The sequence below is a fragment of the Lentilactobacillus parabuchneri DSM 5707 = NBRC 107865 genome (genome assembly GCF_001435315.1).
GTDB lineage: Bacteria > Bacillota > Bacilli > Lactobacillales > Lactobacillaceae > Lentilactobacillus > Lentilactobacillus parabuchneri.
The window spans coordinates 21179-38761 of sequence record NZ_AZGK01000012.1 but is presented as its reverse complement, the minus strand read 5'-3'; the positions used below and the strand labels follow the sequence as shown (position 1 = coordinate 38761).

The following is a 17583-nucleotide window of genomic DNA, read 5'->3' as shown; positions in this document are numbered from 1 at the left end:
ATATAACAGAGATCCAACACTTGATGAGAGTTGGTTAACGATGTAAATCACATCTATGAACTAGAACTTGTGAAATTTAAAGTAGCGAGTTCCGCCAAGTGCGTTATAACTTTTAGGTTTATTCAATTTGATTAAACCTAATGAGGCAATATTCGTGAGGATATTGTGAAGCAGAGGTGGAACAGCGATAGACGCCCTCTAGAGTGAATAACTCTAGAGGGCGTCTTTTATTATAGAAAGGGAGAGATTGTTTATGACAGATGTAGATTATCAAAGACCAAAAGGAACAGTGGATATTTTGCCTGGAGAAATTGAAGTATGGCAAAAAGTAGAAAAAATCGCGAGAGATACTTTTAATCAATTTGGATATCGTGGAATCCGTACACCAATCTTCGAAAATTACAATGTATTTGCCCGTAATGTTGGGGATACTTCAGATATTGTTGAGAAACAAATGTACGACTTTGATGATAAAGGCGGCCGTCGATTGGCATTACGACCTGAAGGAACTGCAGGAACTGTTCGTGCTTACGTCGAGAACAAGTTATTTGGTCCTGAATATCCTAAGCCATATAAAGTTTACTACATGGGACCAATGTTCCGTTATGAAAGACCTCAATCTGGGCGTCAAAGACAATTCACCCAAATCGGATGTGAAGCTCTAAATAGTGAATCACCACAAATCGATGTTGAGGTTATCTCAGAAGCACTTGAATTTTTTAAACGTCTCGGCATCAACGACTTAAAGTTAACAATCAATACTCTCGGTGACAAAGAAACAAGGGACGCATACCACAAAGCACTAATTGATTATTTGAAACCATTTTATAATCAACTAAGTGATGATTCTAAGGAACGTATGTATAAGAATCCACTTCGTGTACTCGATAGTAAAGATGAACAAGATAAAAAGATCGTTGCAAATGCACCATCAATTTTGGATTCATTAAGCGATTATTCTGCTAAATACTTTGCAGAAGTTAAGAGATTACTCGATAAGCTGAATATCCAATATGAAATCGACTCAGATATGGTTCGAGGGCTTGACTACTATACTCAAACAATTTTTGAAATTATGTCTGATTCAGATGTCTTCGGTGGCGGCTATGTAACTGTCTGCGGCGGTGGTCGTTACAATGGACTGATTTCTCAACTAGGTGGTCCTGATGAAGGTGGAATTGGTTATGGGATAGGTGTAGAACGTCTATTACTACTCGTAAACAAGGAAAATCCAGACTTTGCACCTAAATATGGTCCAGATGTATACTTTGCATCTGCGGACAATGCAGGTGACGAACTAGCATTCGAAGTGTTGGATAAGATTCGAAAAAATGGTGTTGAGGCTGATAAGAATTACCAAGACATTAAAGTTGGATCACAAATAAAGGAGGCGATAAGAAGAAAGGCCCGGTACTATGCTGTTATTGGCAAAAAAGAAGTTGATGAAGGATCCTTTGAATTATCAAAAGTAGACTCCGATAAAACGCAAACGGTCAGTGTTAAGGAATTCGAAGATGATCCAAAGAAGTTCATTAGCTAACCTATTCAAACCTGGGAAAAATCAGTGCTTATCTACGATAATTACAATGCTACGGTCAACATTGTAATTAGATAACTAGAAATCTATATACACTGATACAAACAAGAAAAACTCTGACATAATTATGGGGATCAAACAAATATGCGACTGGTTCTTATCATCATAAAGATCTAATGGTGATAGACTGGTATCGACATTTTTGTTTGGTTCCCTTTTTCAGTACTATTGACAAATAAAAAACTTCAGCGTAGCTCTCCGCTAAAGTTTTCGTTAGGGCGATATGCGGGATTCGAACCCGCGCGTGACGGATCCACAAACCGCTGTGTTAACCAAGCTTCACCAATATCGCCAACATATTATATGGTACACTTTAATTCTATCAGTAATGGGGATTATTGCAAGATGTTTATTATAGTCAATGCTATGCTCCTAATTGTTGGGACCATATTCGGAATGGCTATCTTCTATGAAGTTGCATTTTTGATTGCCGCTCCAGTTGTTATTAGTATCGCGAAGGAAGCTAAAGTTCCTTACATGCGACTAATCATTCCAACTATCGTTGGTGCCACCATGGGACATAGTATTTTCTCACCGCAACCGAGTCCGATGGCACTTGTTACCGCATTCCACGCGGATATATCTCAAGTCTACATTTTCGGATTTATTGTTCCAACGATTATCTGCTTCGGCGTTTTGATAAGAAGATTTATCCCTGGGCTGGATAAAATGCCATTGGGAAATGTTATGAAACCGGCACCCAAAAAACTTGCAAACGAATTGCCAAGGTTTGAATTAGTATTGTTGTACCATTACTCCCAGCCATCTTGATGATTGCAGCCTCATTGGCAAAGCTTTTAGTTCCCGCAAGTTCATTCTCTTATAAACTTGCAGAATTTATCAGGAGTGCAGAGATCAGTATGCTAATTGCAGTTTTGGTTGCTATGTGGGTATTTGGGTATCGAATGCATCAAACAGGGACACAGATTACCCACCAATTAACGAGCGCAATCGAGGGCATCTCGAACGTGCTTTTGGTAATTGCTGCTGGTGGTGTGATACAATAGTTGGATTTGTCGGAAAGCTTCCAGTGTCCCCATTGATACTTGCTTGGATCATCACGGTACTCATTAGGCTTCTTACAGGGCAGGGGGGCAGTTGCCGCAATGATTGCCGTCTTCAATGTAAATCCAGTACTAATGGTTCTCGCTTGTGCTGTTGGCAGTAACACAATGGCCTTAATGTATGATGGTAGCTTCCTATTGTTCCAACAATCTTTTGGTATCTCAATTAAGGATACTTTGAAGACGTGGGGAACTTTAGAATTCGTCAATTCATTTGTTAGTTTACTAGTTGTTTTAGGATTAGATTTCATATTATAAAAATAAGAATGCAGACTTTTTGGGGTTGGTAACGTAAAGCAGTAAATAATTGGACATATTTAAGAAGGCTCTTCGCCAACTGAGGTTGATATCAGCTTATGTGGCTGGGACAAAAATCCCAGTTAACGCAAAATGTACTGTGGCCTGTCAAGTTGACGTTTAAAATAATATAAAATCAACTAAGCAGTTACTTGATTAGAAATGGCTTTATTCCGGTATTCTTCCCGGTTAAGGCCATTTATTTTTGCTGAACGTCGTTCTGAATTGAAATAATTGATTCCTGATTCGATTAATCTCTCCAATTCCCGGTATGTTGTTGGTCGTTTATGGATGTGTCCTGATCCAGTACACTTTAAACTCATTCCAGTATCGTTCTATCATTGAATTTCCAGGCCGCGACATGCTGTGCCTGACATTATGCTGAGATATAAAGTCATTAAAGTTGCCAGAAACATAAGCTAATTCCCGGCAGTGTGGATTAACAGACTGGGGTTGCTAGCAGCTTTAATGCTTTTTGAAACGTTTCGATTGGTATACTAAGGTGATGGACAACCAAATAACCGCTATAAACGTCTAAAACACCTGACAGCTTAACAGTATATTCACCGGGCTGTAGGCCAGTTGAGTGAAATCGGGGCCGTGACATAAGTCCCAATTTCAAATACGACCCGAAAACAATGCTTAGAAAAACTGACCGAACCGGTTTCTCTCAAACACATTGCCGATGAGTTATCCACTTCGGATTCATTCGTTGGTCGGCAGCTCTTACGCGCTGAACGGGACTTTCAAACCAACTGGCACTATTTACCCAAAGTTCTCCTCATGGACGAAGTTAAAAGCACTAAGAGCGCCACCGACGCGATGAGCTTTGAATTTATGGACGCGGAAACCCACGAATTGATTGACCTATTGCCCTTTAGAACCATCTATCAGCTTCAAAAGTATTTTCAGCATTATGACCAAGCAGCACGAGAAAATGTGAAAATAATTGTGACTGATATGAATTATACCTACCCCAAATTGGTTGGGCAGATCTTCCCGAACGCCATCGTTGTCATTGATCCCTTCCACCTGGTTAACGCTTTAAACCGGGCTTTTAACAAGACGCGAGTGCGCCTCATGAAAGCCCTGGCCACTTCATCACGCGAGTATCACGCCTTGAAACGCTATTGGAAGTTATTATTAACTCCGGCAAATCACCTCAACTACGAGGCCTTCCGTAAGTGGACGAACTTCCCTTATCCAGCAACTGCCACTGATGTGGTTGATGCCCTATTGGGCATTGATCCCGAGCTCAAGCAAACCTACGATGTGATGAATCAGTTACGTGAAAATATCAAAACCCGAGACTGGCCCAACTATAATCAAGCATTTCACCACCTGTAGGGCTGCTCGGAGGAAATGTTGGCGGTTCTCCAAACCTTAGCGGCTCACCATGATGAAATTGGCAACACTTTCACTCACCACTATACCAACGGGCCCTTAGAAGGCTCAAACAACAAGATTAAAGTCATTAAGCGCACTGGATTTGGCTACCGAAACTTCTTCAGATTCCGGCTAAGAGTGCTGTTTGCTTTTCGAATTCACAAAAAAAGAGCCCTAATCACCAAGTGATTAGAACTCTAATATTATGTTCACCAACAACAGTTGACGAAGAACCATTTTTTGGGACTCATGTCACAGCCCCGGCTTGATCGAATTCTTGGTTGAGACCATTATCCTTGGTATGCTGCTCTGATTGTTTCATTCGATTATGTTTCTTCCTGCGGACGTAACACTCAATCCTAGATTTCGCCTCAATCTAGTTACCCAATGCCGTCTAACATGTTCAGTCACTTCAGGATCAAGATTCAGATTAAAGGCTAACTGGTGGCTCCCAAAGGTGCGACGATTCTCGGTATCTTAAGCTTTAATTTTCCCTTATAAAATGTGATTAAAGGTATCTCAATCATTAGCAGAACACTTTAACCACTCCGATATGCCTGTCGTGAGATGTGTATTATCTTCGAAAAAGGATTACCTTACGAAAACCGTATTTTTTGAAATCGGTTTAATTAATTGATAGGCATTGAGTTTAATTTGACACCCTTCTACGTTTTCCGTTTCAGGGCGAGTAATTTTTTGCGAAGGCCTCAATTGCTTCCTTATCGCTGAGCTCAGCCAGGAGTCGGCCTACCTCAAGCTTTTGCAACCTCGCGTCCAGCTCTGGCGGTGCTATGGTGCCCCACGTCGGTCCTTAAGGGCAGGAAAGCCGCCTTGATCGACTCTCAGAACTATGACCGAACTTGCTGGTAAGACACCTGAAACTTCGTTGCGATTTCATTGCAATCGCGATCATGAGCTAGAGTATATTCAGTTATTTTGACGCATTCTTGGTATTCCTTATTCTATTACAGTTAGTATCCAGTTTATCCAAGACTCGATTGTTTCAGTTCTTCTATGAATGGTTTCATCTGAATTAATACTTGAGATATTTTCTTTAATGATATATTCATTATATGAGTGATCAGGATTACCGTTATTTCTAAGGGTATGGTCTAAAATGAGCTTAATAGTTTTGTGGTTCAACATTTGTTCAATAATAATCTTATTGCGCTCATTGCTATTGGGCAAAGCCTCAACTTTCTTACCAATGGTTGTCAAATAAAACTTCCCCTTTTCTTCTCTAGCCATATTAAGGAACCGTAAGGCGTTCCCATAGTATCTACCTTGTCTTGGTGCGTATCCATACGAGTGAGCCAATTCTGCTGCATTTTTAGATTCTCTTAAATAATGAATTGAATCTATTATTCTGGGAATACTGTTTGCTTGTGGATAAGGTACGTTCGGAAGTTCGGATATCATTTTACTTTGCTGAGAAATAGACTTAACAACATCTAAAGTTAAGTCTAATTTCTTTCCCAGAATAAAGCTGTACTGATTAACTTTATGGATACTAGAATAATTATTAGGATCTATAAAATCATAAACATAGAAGGTGAATACTTGATCTGCATAGGTAAAATAAATGGGCACTACCTTTTTTCCGGTTTGTAGATTGCGGTACAACCGATATGGATAATAAAGTTGGCGAATTATAAAATCTATTGGGATTCTATTTTTTGCTTCAATCACTACTAAATTATTCACGTCTTCAAACCCAGCATCAATTTCTACCTGACTATTGTCGACAGCAAAATTATGATAATTACCAGATATGTCTTGAATTTTGTAAGAAATATTACCGCTTTTTAATCGACCAGTCAGGGTACTAACGGCTTGTGGTTCACCTTGTTCACGTTCTAGTACCTGGTCTATCATACCTGACATTTGCGCCACGTTTAATGCAACGCTCTCAGACGTGATTTCAAAGTTATCGAAAGACCTAACCCACTGTGGTAAGTACTCAACTTTTGGGCTTTCATTAGCTAGTGCCAACTTTTGATAGGCCTTAAATCTTCCTATAACATAACTGCCTCTTGTGTCAGGCAATATTGATAGCTTCGCATCTGAAAATATCTTAGGCCGACTTGCACTCCAGTCAAACTTCGTCATCAATCTCGGTTCTCGAAATTCTCTAATTTGTTGTGCACTTATTTTGAAAACTTCGGTGTTATCCACATGCTCCATGATTTTGTACTTTTCAAATAACTTTTCCCAAGCAACTTCTGTTTTGCTCAATGTACTACCTCTTATTTTTAGCCAGGCGAGTTTCATCTAGCCTATAGTTCATAATTAATACTTTGTCAACTTTTCCTCGGCCTCAACCGTTTGAATTGATGTTTCTTTTTGCTTTGACAATTTGCGTACTTGACGCATATTCATGATAAAGATTGTGCACAAAGGAAACCGAAGAGTTACTTAACATAGGGTGGACACCACGTTAAGTGAGATCATTAAAAGCTCTATACAAACGTTGTTGTTCTTTTGCATTAAATCCATCTAACGTATACCCCACGAAGCGTTGTTTATCTGAAGTTACGGGAGCATATGGAGGATCAAAATATATAGAAGCCCCTTTTTTAGCATTCTGTAATGCTTCTTCGAAATCTCCATTAAGAATTTGTATATTTGCTTTTATCAGGTAATCAGAAACTGCCCTTAATATTTCTTCATTAACGATTACAGGGTGTTTATAACTTCTGTATGGAACATTGATTTGGTTTTGACGATTTACTCGGAACAAACCATTGAAAACAATTTTATTTAAGCACATAAACCCTGAAGCCCTTTCAGTATTGCTTTTCTTTTTTATTAAGTTATTCCTATCTCAATCCCTAATTTTATAGTAATCGCTCGAGGTGTTTTGTTCATGCATCTTGAGAAGATCAATTAGCACATTGGCATCATCACTTACCACTCTATAAGAATTAATTAATTCAAAATTAAAGTCATAATACTGTAGTATTCTTTCTTTCAAGTGATAAGAAAAGTGCTCCACCCCAACAAATGGTTTGAAAAAATTGTTTGTCAGTACCTATTTTTGGCATAAGCTGTTCACTTTCTGGTAATAATTGTCTTTTGCCGCAGCCCATTTTAGAAAAGGTTTAACTAACTTATTATTATTCAAGCTTGCTCTCTTTCTGAAATGCCATTTTACTTACTAGTTACATCATACTATGTATTTTCGTTTTAAATCAATAATTGTTTGGATAGTTTATTTAGAGTTATGCACTTAGGGATCGAATGATTGTTTAGAATATCGTAACATGCCAGTTAAGAACATCTCACGTCAAGGGTAATTTAAACATGTAGGTACATTTTAAGGTGCCATTTACATCTCAGATAGGGCAGTAAAAATTCCAACTTATAAAGTATAGATTAACGTGGCGACAGCTTTAAACTTCTTCTAAAAACAAGAAGGTTCAAAATCGAGGAAAATTACAATAAGACAAGATTTGGTAGATAGTTGTTGTATTTAGTATGTTTATTAAGAAAACTAACAATCCAATGTTAATATGTGACAAAACATGGGAAATATTCTTTCAACTAAAGGTAACAATAACCATAAGTTTTGAAAAACCCAATACCATTTTCTGTTGAACCAGTGTTACAATCCAGTTGAATTACCAAGACAAAATTCGGGGGATGAATCAAATCATGAATACAAAGAATAAATTTAAATCGACACTCTTACTCGCAACGGGTGCGCTTCTCATTGGTGTCACAGCCATTCAGGCAACGACTGCCAACGCGGCTACGACTACAGCGACAGCCAGCACCAAGACGACTACCGCCAAAACGGCGACAACCAAACGTTACGATGCCCAAATCACGACGCCAAAATCACTGGCCAGCGGCTACCAGATCTACTCCAACGTTCCTGGTACCAAGAACACGACTGGTGTGGCAACTACGACGACTGACAGCACCAAATATAACAACCAATACGTCCGCGTGATGCAGACGCAAAAGACTAAGACGGCTACATATGCGCAAATTCGCTACAATGGTAAGATTCTCGGTTGGATGAATGTCAATGGGCTCAAGCAGGTTTCGTTCAAATCAATTGCCCAAGCAACCATGCAAAAATATGACGCTATTGGTACCGTGCTGGTTTCTCACAACAAGAGCCTCACGCCAACAATCGTTAATAACGGTTATGCCAACATGCTTCACAGCACGAAAAATACCAGTGACGGCTCGGTTGTTTACCCGTTGGCATCACTTCAAAACACGATGACCGGCGCCATGATTCAACAGTTAATTAATGCCAAAAAAATAACGGCCACAACGACGCTTAGCAAGTACTATCCAAAGGTCGCCCACAGCAAGACTATCACCATCCAGCAACTGCTCACGATGACGTCAGGCATCAAAGGAACGATCAAGACCCCAGACGACCAGGTGACTGAGGATCAAGCCTACACCAACGCAGTTAAGGCGCTGACCTCCACCAACAAGCACACCTTTACGTATAGTGATATCAACTATGTCCTGCTGGCTGGCATTATTTCCCAAGTGACCGGCAAATCGTACACACAGAATTTGCAATCTCGAATTTTGAATAAATTAGGCATGAAGAATACTTACATTGTGAACGAAAATCAGCCTGAGTTTACGGCGATCAAAGCGGTTGGCTATAATAACGCCAACAATAACGACTATCAAAATTCTCAAGCTGTTTCGTACCCAACTCTGTCATCACTTCCTGGTGCCGGCAACGTGTTAACGACACCAACCGACTATTACAAATTTGTCCTCGGCCTCCAAAATGGAAAAGTACTGACTACCAAGGGCTATCAAGCACTCACTGGTTATAGTACCAAGTACTCTGGCGGCATGTATGTCAACCAAAATACCGTTAAATATAACAATGGCAGTTATACTGGCACCGGCTTTAACACGGGGTACTATGCTTCTGATGGCAACCAGAAAGTAGTTGTTGCACTTTTGAATCAGTCACCATTGAAAAATAAGATGACACCAGCCACCTTCCTCAATAAAATGAACACGATTGCCACTTACTATTAAAATAGCGCAACAAAGCCCTGGAAACGGAATTCAGTGATATTTGGATCCGATTCAAGGGCTTTTTTGAAGGAGTCTTTTGTGATAAGTGATTGAATATCGGGGATAACACAATCATTAGACTTTAATTAATCAAAGTATTCCTAATTCGTCAACGAAATCTAAAGGAATAGTCAAGAAACTAAAACTTAACTAAAGGGCGTGGGAATGAGCAACAAAAGTGTTGCCATTTATTTTTAGTTGGTCATAATAGAACTAATCAAATGTTACTGGAGTGTTACAGAATTCTTAAGTTAACACTTTTGGAACTTCAAAGGGGGCGAGCGCATGAAGCGGGGGCGCACGTACTTGTACATATTAGGAATCATCCTGGTGGTTTTTGGCACCGTTGGCGGGGCGATGTATTGGCGGGCGAACAACCATCAATTTCAAACACAGCAAGCAGCAAGGCGTAGAAATGCGCGGGCACGTGAACAGGCATTCAGCAAGGATGAAAAAAAGCGTGAGGAAAGTGCTGCGAGAACGGCGCCGAAGCAAATTAAGCACCAATCATCAAAACAAACGCGACAAATTACCAGCTATTTGAAGAAAAATCATTTTGTCGGGTCTGCGTTAATTGTCAAAAATAACCGCATCATTTACACCCAAGGATTTGGATATGCCAACTATAAATCGGACACGGCCAACACGCCGAGTTCGGAGTACCAGATTCTTTCGATTCAAAAATCGTTAACTGCGGGGATGATCATGAAATTGGTTTCTCAGCATAAATTATCGTTGAACACCAAGTTATCCAAGTACTATCCGAAGGTCAAGAATTCAAAAAATATTACGATTCGCAACATGCTTGATATGTATTCGGGACTTACCATGAGTGAGACCGGATCGGATTCGCTGCTCAATGAATCGAACGTGGTCAGTTTCGCGGTTAATCACACCGTGACCCGCTCACCGAAGTATAAAGATTGGTACCAACCGGTGAATTATGTGTTGTTAGCGGGGATTATCTCCAAGATTACCCATAAGTCATACGGAAAGTATTTTGACAAGGTCTTCACCAAACCTTTGAAGCTCAAAGGAACTGGCTTTGTTCAGCATTGGGCTGGGCGGCCAAATCGGACTCTTGGGTATCACTGGCTTTATCCAACTCAAATCAAACCAAATTATACGCGGGTCTACCATGAAGCCAAAGCCTCGATGCAAAACGAATTGGGAACGGGTCAGGTCTTTATGTCGACCTACGATTTGTTTAAATCTGAACAGGCGATTTTAAAGGGAAAGATCTTCCCGAAAGCATACGCTGCCATTCTCCATCAGCCAGGCGGCAACGCCCCTTATGGCGGTGGTGTTTATAACCAAAGCAACGGAATTCGTTCCCACGGAATTGGTTACGGCTATGAATCATCAGTCTTCATGACACGAAATGGCAAGTCCGGGGTTGTTTTATTAAGCAACGATTACCGGCCTGCCAACCAGATTCAAAATTTTGCGACAAGGCTGTTTAATGATTTAACGGTCTAGCCAATTTAAAACTGCTCTTTGTTTAAAAACATTCTAAAATACGATACCATGTGGGTGACAACGTTGTAATCCAATTTAGTGAGGAGATGATTTCTATGCCAGTACGGGAATGGTTGAGTAAGCCAGTCGTTCGGTTCGTGCTGAACACACTCATCTATTTTTTAATCATGTTGGTCCTTTTTTATCTGTACGACTACAGCGGCATTAATCAAGCAAAGTTCATTTATAACGAATTTTAAGGGGGAGCAACAGGATGACTGAAAATTTGATTCAGGCAATCGATTCATACGCGGAAACGCAGGGAGACAAGGTTGCCTATGCCTACGATGGCGAAAAACATACGTATAAGGAGCTCAAACAATTCTCGGATGCTTTAGCAGAGCGCATTGATTCCCTGGAGTTGCCACTCAATCAGCCAATTATCGTCTTTGGCGGCAAGTCATTTTCGATGATTGTGGCCTTCCTGGCGGCTGTCAAATCCGGTCACGCCTACATTCCAGTGGATATCAATTCACCTAAGGAACGGTTGACGATGATTAATCAGATTGCCAAGCCGGTTGCCGTGATTGCGACTGAAGCCTTACCGGAAAAGCTGCCTGACATCCCGGAAATTGATCAAGATGAACTTGACCATATCTGTCTTGAAAAGGTTGACTACCACTTGACCCATCCGATTCACGATGACCAGACCTACTATATTATCTTTACATCAGGAACCACGGGTGTTCCCAAGGGTGTTGAAATCAGTTATAACAACCTGATCAGCTTTGTCAATTGGGTTGTGAGTGACGCATTTAACCTACCCAAGGACTTGCAAATGCTGCAGCAGCCAGCGTACTCATTTGACCTATCAGTCATGAGTCTTTACCCAACCCTGTATCAGGGCGGGACGCTACACGTTCTTTCCAAGAAGACAACGGATAACTTTGTGGTGCTCTTCACTGCATTGAGAACCATGACCATCAATACTTGGGTATCAACCCCATCATTCATGGACATTTGCTTGTTGGAGTCGACGTTTGACCAGGAACATCATCCAGACTTGCGTGACTTTTTATTCTGTGGTGAGGAATTAACTCACAAGACTGCGGCTGCATTAAAGAAGCGGTTCCCGGATGCTCATATCTACAATACATATGGGCCAACTGAATCGACGGTTGCCATTACCGAAATTGAGATTACCAACGATATTTTAAACAACTATGATCGCTTACCAATCGGCTACGTGAAGCCGGAAATGAATGCCAAAGTCGTTAATGAAAATGGCGACGATATCACAGATGGCAAGCGGGGCGAATTGATTATATACGGAACCAACGTTTCAAAGGGCTATATTAATAACCCGGAGAAAAATGCCAAGTCCTTCTTCAAAATTGGCGAGCAACAAGCCTATCGAACCGGTGATATTGTGACCATGGATGACGATGGGATGCTTAGGTACTTCGGTCGTAAAGACTTCCAGATCAAGCTTAACGGTTTTCGAATAGAACTTGAAGACGTTTCGGCCTTGGTCAACAAGGAAGAACACGTCAAACAGGCGGTCGTCGTACCAAAATATAACGCACAACACACGGTATCGATGCTCATCGCATACGTGGTACCAGAGGAAAATGATTTCAAGAACAACCTGGAATTAACCGCGGCTATCAAGAAAAACTTGGGCCAGGACATGATGGCTTACATGATTCCTCAAAAGATTGTTTATCAAAAATCACTGCCGTTGAGCTCTAACGGGAAGGTCGACATTAAAGCAGTGATCAGCGAGGTCAACAATCAATGAGATGGTATCTTCCTTACGGTAACCCAACTTACTTCATCTGGCTGGCGCTGGCGCTGATCCCGTTAATGATTGGGTTGCTTTACGGCCGGCGATTCCGAGGTTACCAGACACTCATTTCGCTGTTCTTCTTAATTTTGACCTTTGGTGGTCCAAATTGGCACACCGGACTTGCCCTGATTGGGTATCTGATTTACCAATTGATTCTTGTCTGGGCGTATTCACATTATCGCCAGGCAAAGGATTCGCCGAATAAGGGCTGGATTTTTGTTACGGCGGTTGTCCTGGCGATTATCCCATTGGTGATCGTCAAAATTACGCCGCTGTTTACGCCGAACCGCCAATCAATTATTGGATTTTTGGGAATTTCTTACATCACCTTCAAGGTTGTTCAGACCATTATGGAGACTCGAGACGGAATGATTAAGGAATTTCACCCGGTATTGTTTGGCCAGTTTCTCTTGTTCTTCCCGACAATTTCGTCAGGGCCAATTGATCGTTACCGGCGGTTTGAAGCCGATTATGCCAAGGTGCCTGAACGAAGCGCCTATCTGGACATGGTTGAAAAGGGTGTTCGCTACATTTTCCAGGGTTTCTTGTACAAATTCATTTTGGCGTATATCTTTGGCTCGATCATGATGCCGCAGATTCAGCAGCGGGCGTTGATGGCCCACGGATTTTCGTGGAATATCGTTGCGTACATGTACGTTTACAGTATGGATTTATTCTTTGATTTTGCCGGTTATAGTTTGTTCGCCGTCGGAATTAGTTACATGATGGGAATCAAGACGCCGATGAACTTTAATCAGCCGTTTAAATCAAAGAACATCAAGGATTTCTGGAACCGTTGGCACATGACACTGTCATTTTGGTTCCGTGATTACATTTTCATGCGGTTGGTCTTCTTCTGCATGAAGCATCACATTTTCAAGAGTCGGACGACCACGGCCAATGTCTGCTACGTCATTAACATGTTGATTATGGGATTTTGGCACGGCGAGACCTGGTACTACATCACATATGGTCTTTACCATGGCTTTGCGATGGTCATCAATGACACCTGGCTGCGGTTCAAGAAGAAGCATCAGGACCACATTCCGCACAACAAGTTTACCGAATTATTTGCCATCTTTTTGACATTTAACGTTGTTTGTTTCAGTTTCCTGATTTTCTCAGGATTTTTGAACACACTGTTTTTCGCACCTAAACCATTTTAACTAAGGAGCTGTTTGATATGGATGATAAACAAACTGTACTTGATATTTTAAAAGACTTAACTGGTGAGGATTTTTCTGATAATTTGGATGAAGACCTGTACTCAAGTGCGTTGCTAGACTCAATGGGGACGGTACAATTGCTGCTGGACCTCCAAGACAAATTGGGCGTTGAAGCCCCCGTTTCAGAATTTGATCGAAACGAGTGGAACACACCTGCTAAAATTATTGCGAAAGTCGAAGCAAGCAAATGAGTATGAAAAAGCGGCTCTTCATGATATTTGGGCCGATTTTTGCTGCGGCATTGCTGATGCTGGCAGTCTTTTTATCACCGCTTTGGTCAAGTCTGAATTACGTGAATCCAAAGGTTGTGAATAATGCTGCCTCTTCACTTTCGCCGCAGGTTTTAAAAGGCCAACTGATTAAAAGAAACGCACTTGAACACGGGTATGTTCCATTCTTTGGCTCATCAGAGTGGTCGCGGTTTGATCCATTTCACCCCGCAGTATTGGCGGCGAAGTATGATCGATCTTACCAACCATTTCTGTTGGGAGCTCGGGGAAGCCAATCGCTGACACACTTTTTCGTGATGCAGTCGATTAATCCTCAGCTAAAAAATAAAAAAGCAGTTGTTTTTGTTTCTCCTCAGTGGTTTACGCCAAAGGGCGAGGATCCCAACGCTTTTTCATTTTACTATTCACCATTACAGACCACCAGTTGGATTAAGCGGGAAAGCGGCTCAAAAATGGATCGTTACGCCGCTTACCGACTTTTACAGATGCCTTCAGGGAATTCTGATAGAGAAATTGCCGGTGCATTGGCACGAATCGCCGCTGGTTTGAAGCCAACAACGTCTCAAATGACCTACGTCAATATCCGTAACCGAATTTTACTGAATGAAGATCAGATCTTCTCGCGTTACCGGGTTCCATTGAACAATGAGAAAACGATCGATAAGAATGAAGAATTGTTACCTAACCAGTACAATTACCAGAAGTTGGATCAACTGGCCGGCAAAATTGGTGCTGAGAAGACAACTTCAAACGACTTCCAAATTGATAATACTTTCTGGAACCGGCGTTTGAAGTCGCATGTTAAGAAGCTCAAAAACTTCCAGGCTCATATGAGTTACGTGAAATCGCCTGAATACAGTGACTTTCAGTTAATGCTGAACCAGTTTGCAAACGACCATACCAACGTTTTATTTATCATTCCGCCAATTAATGCAAAGTGGCAGAAGTATACGGGGATGTCGTCTGCAATGCTGGCAACATTTGACAAGAAGATCACCTATCAGTTAAGATCACAAGGGTTCAACCATATTGACGATTTAAGTCATGATGGAAATGTTCCGTACTTTATGGCTGATACCATTCATCCAGGCTGGCGCGGCTGGCTGACGATGGACAAAGCAATTCGCCCATTCTTGACAGAAAAGGTTCCAAGTCCAAGATATCGAATTGATAACTACTACTACTCCAAAGAGTGGCAGAACGAAAGTGGAAGTGACAATCATTTTGACGATTAAGTTTAAAAGCAGGGCCGTCATCTTGTTCTTGGCGGGCCTGTTGTCCGTTGGTGCCTACGCAGCACAAAGCAAGACTTTTGCTGCTTATAACGCGGTGACGGCGACCAGCAACAAACATTACGACGCCCAAATTGTGAACCAAAATACGGTCAGCAAGGGCTATAACATTTATTACTACGGGCCATACTACACGAGTCTGTCCACCAAGACTGGGGATGCCAACGGGTATAATTTTAACAATGATTTTGTCCGGGTCATGCAGTCGAAAACGACTAAAACCGGCACGTATGTCCTCTTGCGCTATTTCAACAAAAACCTTGGTTGGATGAACGTTCACGGTATCAAGCCCGTGAGCTTTCAAACCATTGCCAACAGCATGATGAAGCAGTACAACGTCATGGGAACCGCTGTATTGGCGTCTTCCGGTCCCAAGAATACCGCCACAGTCAGCAACGGCATGGCCAACGTGGTCAGAAACACCGCTAACGCTGGCGACGGATCAGTTGTTTATCCGCTGGCTTCGCTTCAAAAGGCAATGACCGGAGCGATTATTCAACAGTTGATTAGTGCCAATAAGCTCTCCGCCAGCACGAAGTTGAGTCAATATTACCCAGCCGTTCCATATGCTTCAAACATCACGATTGCTCAAATGCTGTCAATGACTTCGGGAATTGATAACACTGATGTCACCCCAAGCAGTCAAATGACTGAAAATCAGGCATATAGCAGTATGGTCAGCAGACTGAAGTCAACGAATAATCACAGCTACAATTACAGTGATGCCAATTACGTCTTGTTGGCCGGGATTATTGCCAAGGTGACCGGACAAAGTTATGCCCAGAATTTGCAAAGTCGAATTTTTGACAAACTAGGGATGAGTCATACGGTTATCGTGGATCAGGATCAGCCGTCAACTAAGGCAACGGTCGCCATCGGATATACCAACGATGGCAAGAATGACTATCAGGATGCCGATACAGTCTCATATGCCCGCCTGTCGGCCATTCCGGGTGCAGGGAACCTGTTGAGTACGCCGAGTGACTATTACAAATTTATTCAAGGCTTACAAAATGGTCAGGTTTTGACTTCTAAGCAGTATCAACAGCTAACAAGTTATGGAAATACTTATTCCGGTGGCTTCTATGTTACCAAAAACGGTATGAAATATAACAATGGCTCGTTTGGCGGCTCCAGCTTCCACACAAGTTATTATGCAACAAATGGCAATTACCACATGGCACTGGTGTTTATGAATCAGTACCCATTGGCTGGCAACGTCAGCGCCAAGACGTTTGCCCAGAAGATGTATGATGTGGCAACGTATTATTAAAATCTAAAAAAATGGTAACCGGCTTGAACTTAGCGGTTACCATTTTTTATAGTCGAAAACGAATTTGCTTACCACTCAATCTCCTCAACCGGTTTTGGCGAATGATTCAACTCATCATTTTTCACCTGGCCGTCGCCGATTTCAATAATGTGGTCGGCCATTGGCTTGATCATGCCATTGTGGGTGACAATGATAACATTCTTATCGGTTTTATTGCTGAAATCCTGAAGTAGTTTAAGGATGCTTTTCCCAGTTTTATAGTCCAGGGCCCCGGTTGGTTCATCACACAGCAACAAATCGGGATTCTTCGCAATAGCTCGGGCAATCGCAACTCGCTGCTGTTCGCCGCCGGAAAGCTGGGCCGGAAAGTTATTGGTTCGTTTTGCCAGACCGACTTCTGCCATCACCTCGGCGACGTCAAGAGAATCAGGTGAAATTTGTGATGCCAATTCGACGTTTTCCAGGGCAGTCAGGTTGGGAATCAAGTTATAGAATTGAAATACAAACCCGACGGAAAGCCGTCTGTATGTGGTTAATTGTTTGGGGGTATCATTTGAAATATCCTTACCGTTGACAATGACGTCTCCCTTTGTTGGGGTATCCATCCCACCCAAAATATTCAGTAATGTTGACTTACCTGCTCCGGAGGCGCCAACAATGATGGTGAGTTCTCCCTTTTTGATTTCAAAGTTGATGTCGTCGTTGGCGCGGACTTCCTGCTCACCACTACCGTAGATTTTCGAAACGTGTTTGACGTCAATGTATGCCATAAGGTGCCTCCTGAATGATTGTTCTTAACGATTATGATACTTGTCGTGATTAGGGAAAGCAACTCATCACTGGA

At 41.8% G+C, this 17583-nt stretch carries 12 protein-coding genes, 1 tRNA gene and 2 pseudogenes; 11 read left to right on the top strand and 4 right to left on the bottom strand.

All coding sequences use genetic code 11. The features are described 5' to 3' along the window. Nucleotides 1–253 precede the first annotated feature (253 nt). Nucleotides 254–1540, top strand: a complete 1287-nt coding sequence (gene hisS, locus FC51_RS09690) for a histidine--tRNA ligase (protein ID WP_057911279.1) — start codon at nucleotides 254–256, stop codon at nucleotides 1538–1540. Nucleotides 1541–1814: 274 nt separating this feature from the next. On the opposite strand, the gene FC51_RS09685 is transcribed toward hisS, so the two are convergent. Next, nucleotides 1815–1889, bottom strand: a tRNA-His gene (locus tag FC51_RS09685). 11 nt (nucleotides 1890–1900) lie between these two features. Between FC51_RS09685 and FC51_RS12700 the strand changes: the two are divergent. Both FC51_RS12700 and FC51_RS12135 read left to right on the top strand, forming a co-directional pair. Next, nucleotides 1901–2919, top strand: a pseudogene (locus FC51_RS12700) (GntT/GntP/DsdX family permease). Nucleotides 2920–3573: 654 nt separating this feature from the next. Continuing rightward, nucleotides 3574–4533 (top strand): annotated as a pseudogene (locus tag FC51_RS12135) (ISL3 family transposase); the annotation flags it as partial. 768 nt (nucleotides 4534–5301) lie between these two features. Here FC51_RS12135 and FC51_RS09660 read toward each other — a convergent pair. After that, nucleotides 5302–6579, bottom strand: coding sequence for a type II restriction enzyme (locus tag FC51_RS09660; protein WP_057911274.1), 1278 nt, complete (start codon nucleotides 6577–6579; stop codon nucleotides 5302–5304). 202 nt (nucleotides 6580–6781) lie between these two features. After that, nucleotides 6782–7153, bottom strand: a complete 372-nt coding sequence (locus tag FC51_RS12580; protein WP_225355052.1) for a DNA adenine methylase — start codon at nucleotides 7151–7153, stop codon at nucleotides 6782–6784. Between the two features lie 845 nt (nucleotides 7154–7998). Between FC51_RS12580 and FC51_RS09650 the strand changes: the two genes are divergently transcribed. From FC51_RS09650 to FC51_RS09615, 8 genes are all read left to right on the top strand, one after another. Next, nucleotides 7999–9372: a serine hydrolase domain-containing protein gene (locus FC51_RS09650; protein ID WP_057911273.1), complete on the top strand. Its 1374-nt coding sequence runs from the start codon at nucleotides 7999–8001 to the stop codon at nucleotides 9370–9372. A 324-nt stretch (nucleotides 9373–9696) separates the two neighbouring features. Then, a complete protein-coding gene (locus FC51_RS09645) occupies nucleotides 9697–10890 on the top strand; it encodes a serine hydrolase domain-containing protein (RefSeq protein ID WP_057909661.1) in 1194 nt (397 codons plus the stop codon). Between the two features lie 95 nt (nucleotides 10891–10985). Then, nucleotides 10986–11129, top strand: a complete 144-nt coding sequence (locus tag FC51_RS09640) for a teichoic acid D-Ala incorporation-associated protein DltX (RefSeq protein ID WP_057909660.1) — start codon at nucleotides 10986–10988, stop codon at nucleotides 11127–11129. Between the two features lie 14 nt (nucleotides 11130–11143). Further along, on the top strand, nucleotides 11144–12670 hold the full coding sequence (dltA, locus tag FC51_RS09635; RefSeq protein WP_057909659.1) for a D-alanine--poly(phosphoribitol) ligase subunit DltA: 1527 nt from the start codon (nucleotides 11144–11146) through the stop codon (nucleotides 12668–12670). After that, the gene (dltB, locus tag FC51_RS09630; protein WP_057909658.1) at nucleotides 12667–13884 is read left to right on the top strand and encodes a D-alanyl-lipoteichoic acid biosynthesis protein DltB; all 1218 of its coding nucleotides are present in this window, start codon (nucleotides 12667–12669) and stop codon (nucleotides 13882–13884) included. Before dltA ends, dltB begins: the two co-directional genes overlap by 4 nt. A 17-nt stretch (nucleotides 13885–13901) precedes the next feature. After that, on the top strand, nucleotides 13902–14135 hold the full coding sequence (gene dltC / locus FC51_RS09625) for a D-alanine--poly(phosphoribitol) ligase subunit DltC (protein ID WP_057909657.1): 234 nt from the start codon (nucleotides 13902–13904) through the stop codon (nucleotides 14133–14135). After that, complete coding sequence (gene dltD, locus FC51_RS09620) at nucleotides 14132–15409, top strand: D-alanyl-lipoteichoic acid biosynthesis protein DltD (protein ID WP_057909656.1); 1278 nt, start codon at nucleotides 14132–14134, stop codon at nucleotides 15407–15409. The genes dltC and dltD overlap by 4 nt, the downstream gene beginning before the upstream one ends. Beyond that, a complete protein-coding gene (locus FC51_RS09615; RefSeq protein WP_225355051.1) occupies nucleotides 15387–16739 on the top strand; it encodes a serine hydrolase domain-containing protein in 1353 nt (450 codons plus the stop codon). Before dltD ends, FC51_RS09615 begins: the two co-directional genes overlap by 23 nt. 68 nt (nucleotides 16740–16807) lie before the next feature. On the opposite strand, the gene FC51_RS09610 is transcribed toward FC51_RS09615, so the two are convergent. Further along, entirely contained in the window at nucleotides 16808–17509 is a 702-nt protein-coding gene (locus FC51_RS09610; RefSeq protein ID WP_057909655.1) for an ABC transporter ATP-binding protein, read from the bottom strand. Between the last annotated feature and the right edge of the window lie 74 nt (nucleotides 17510–17583).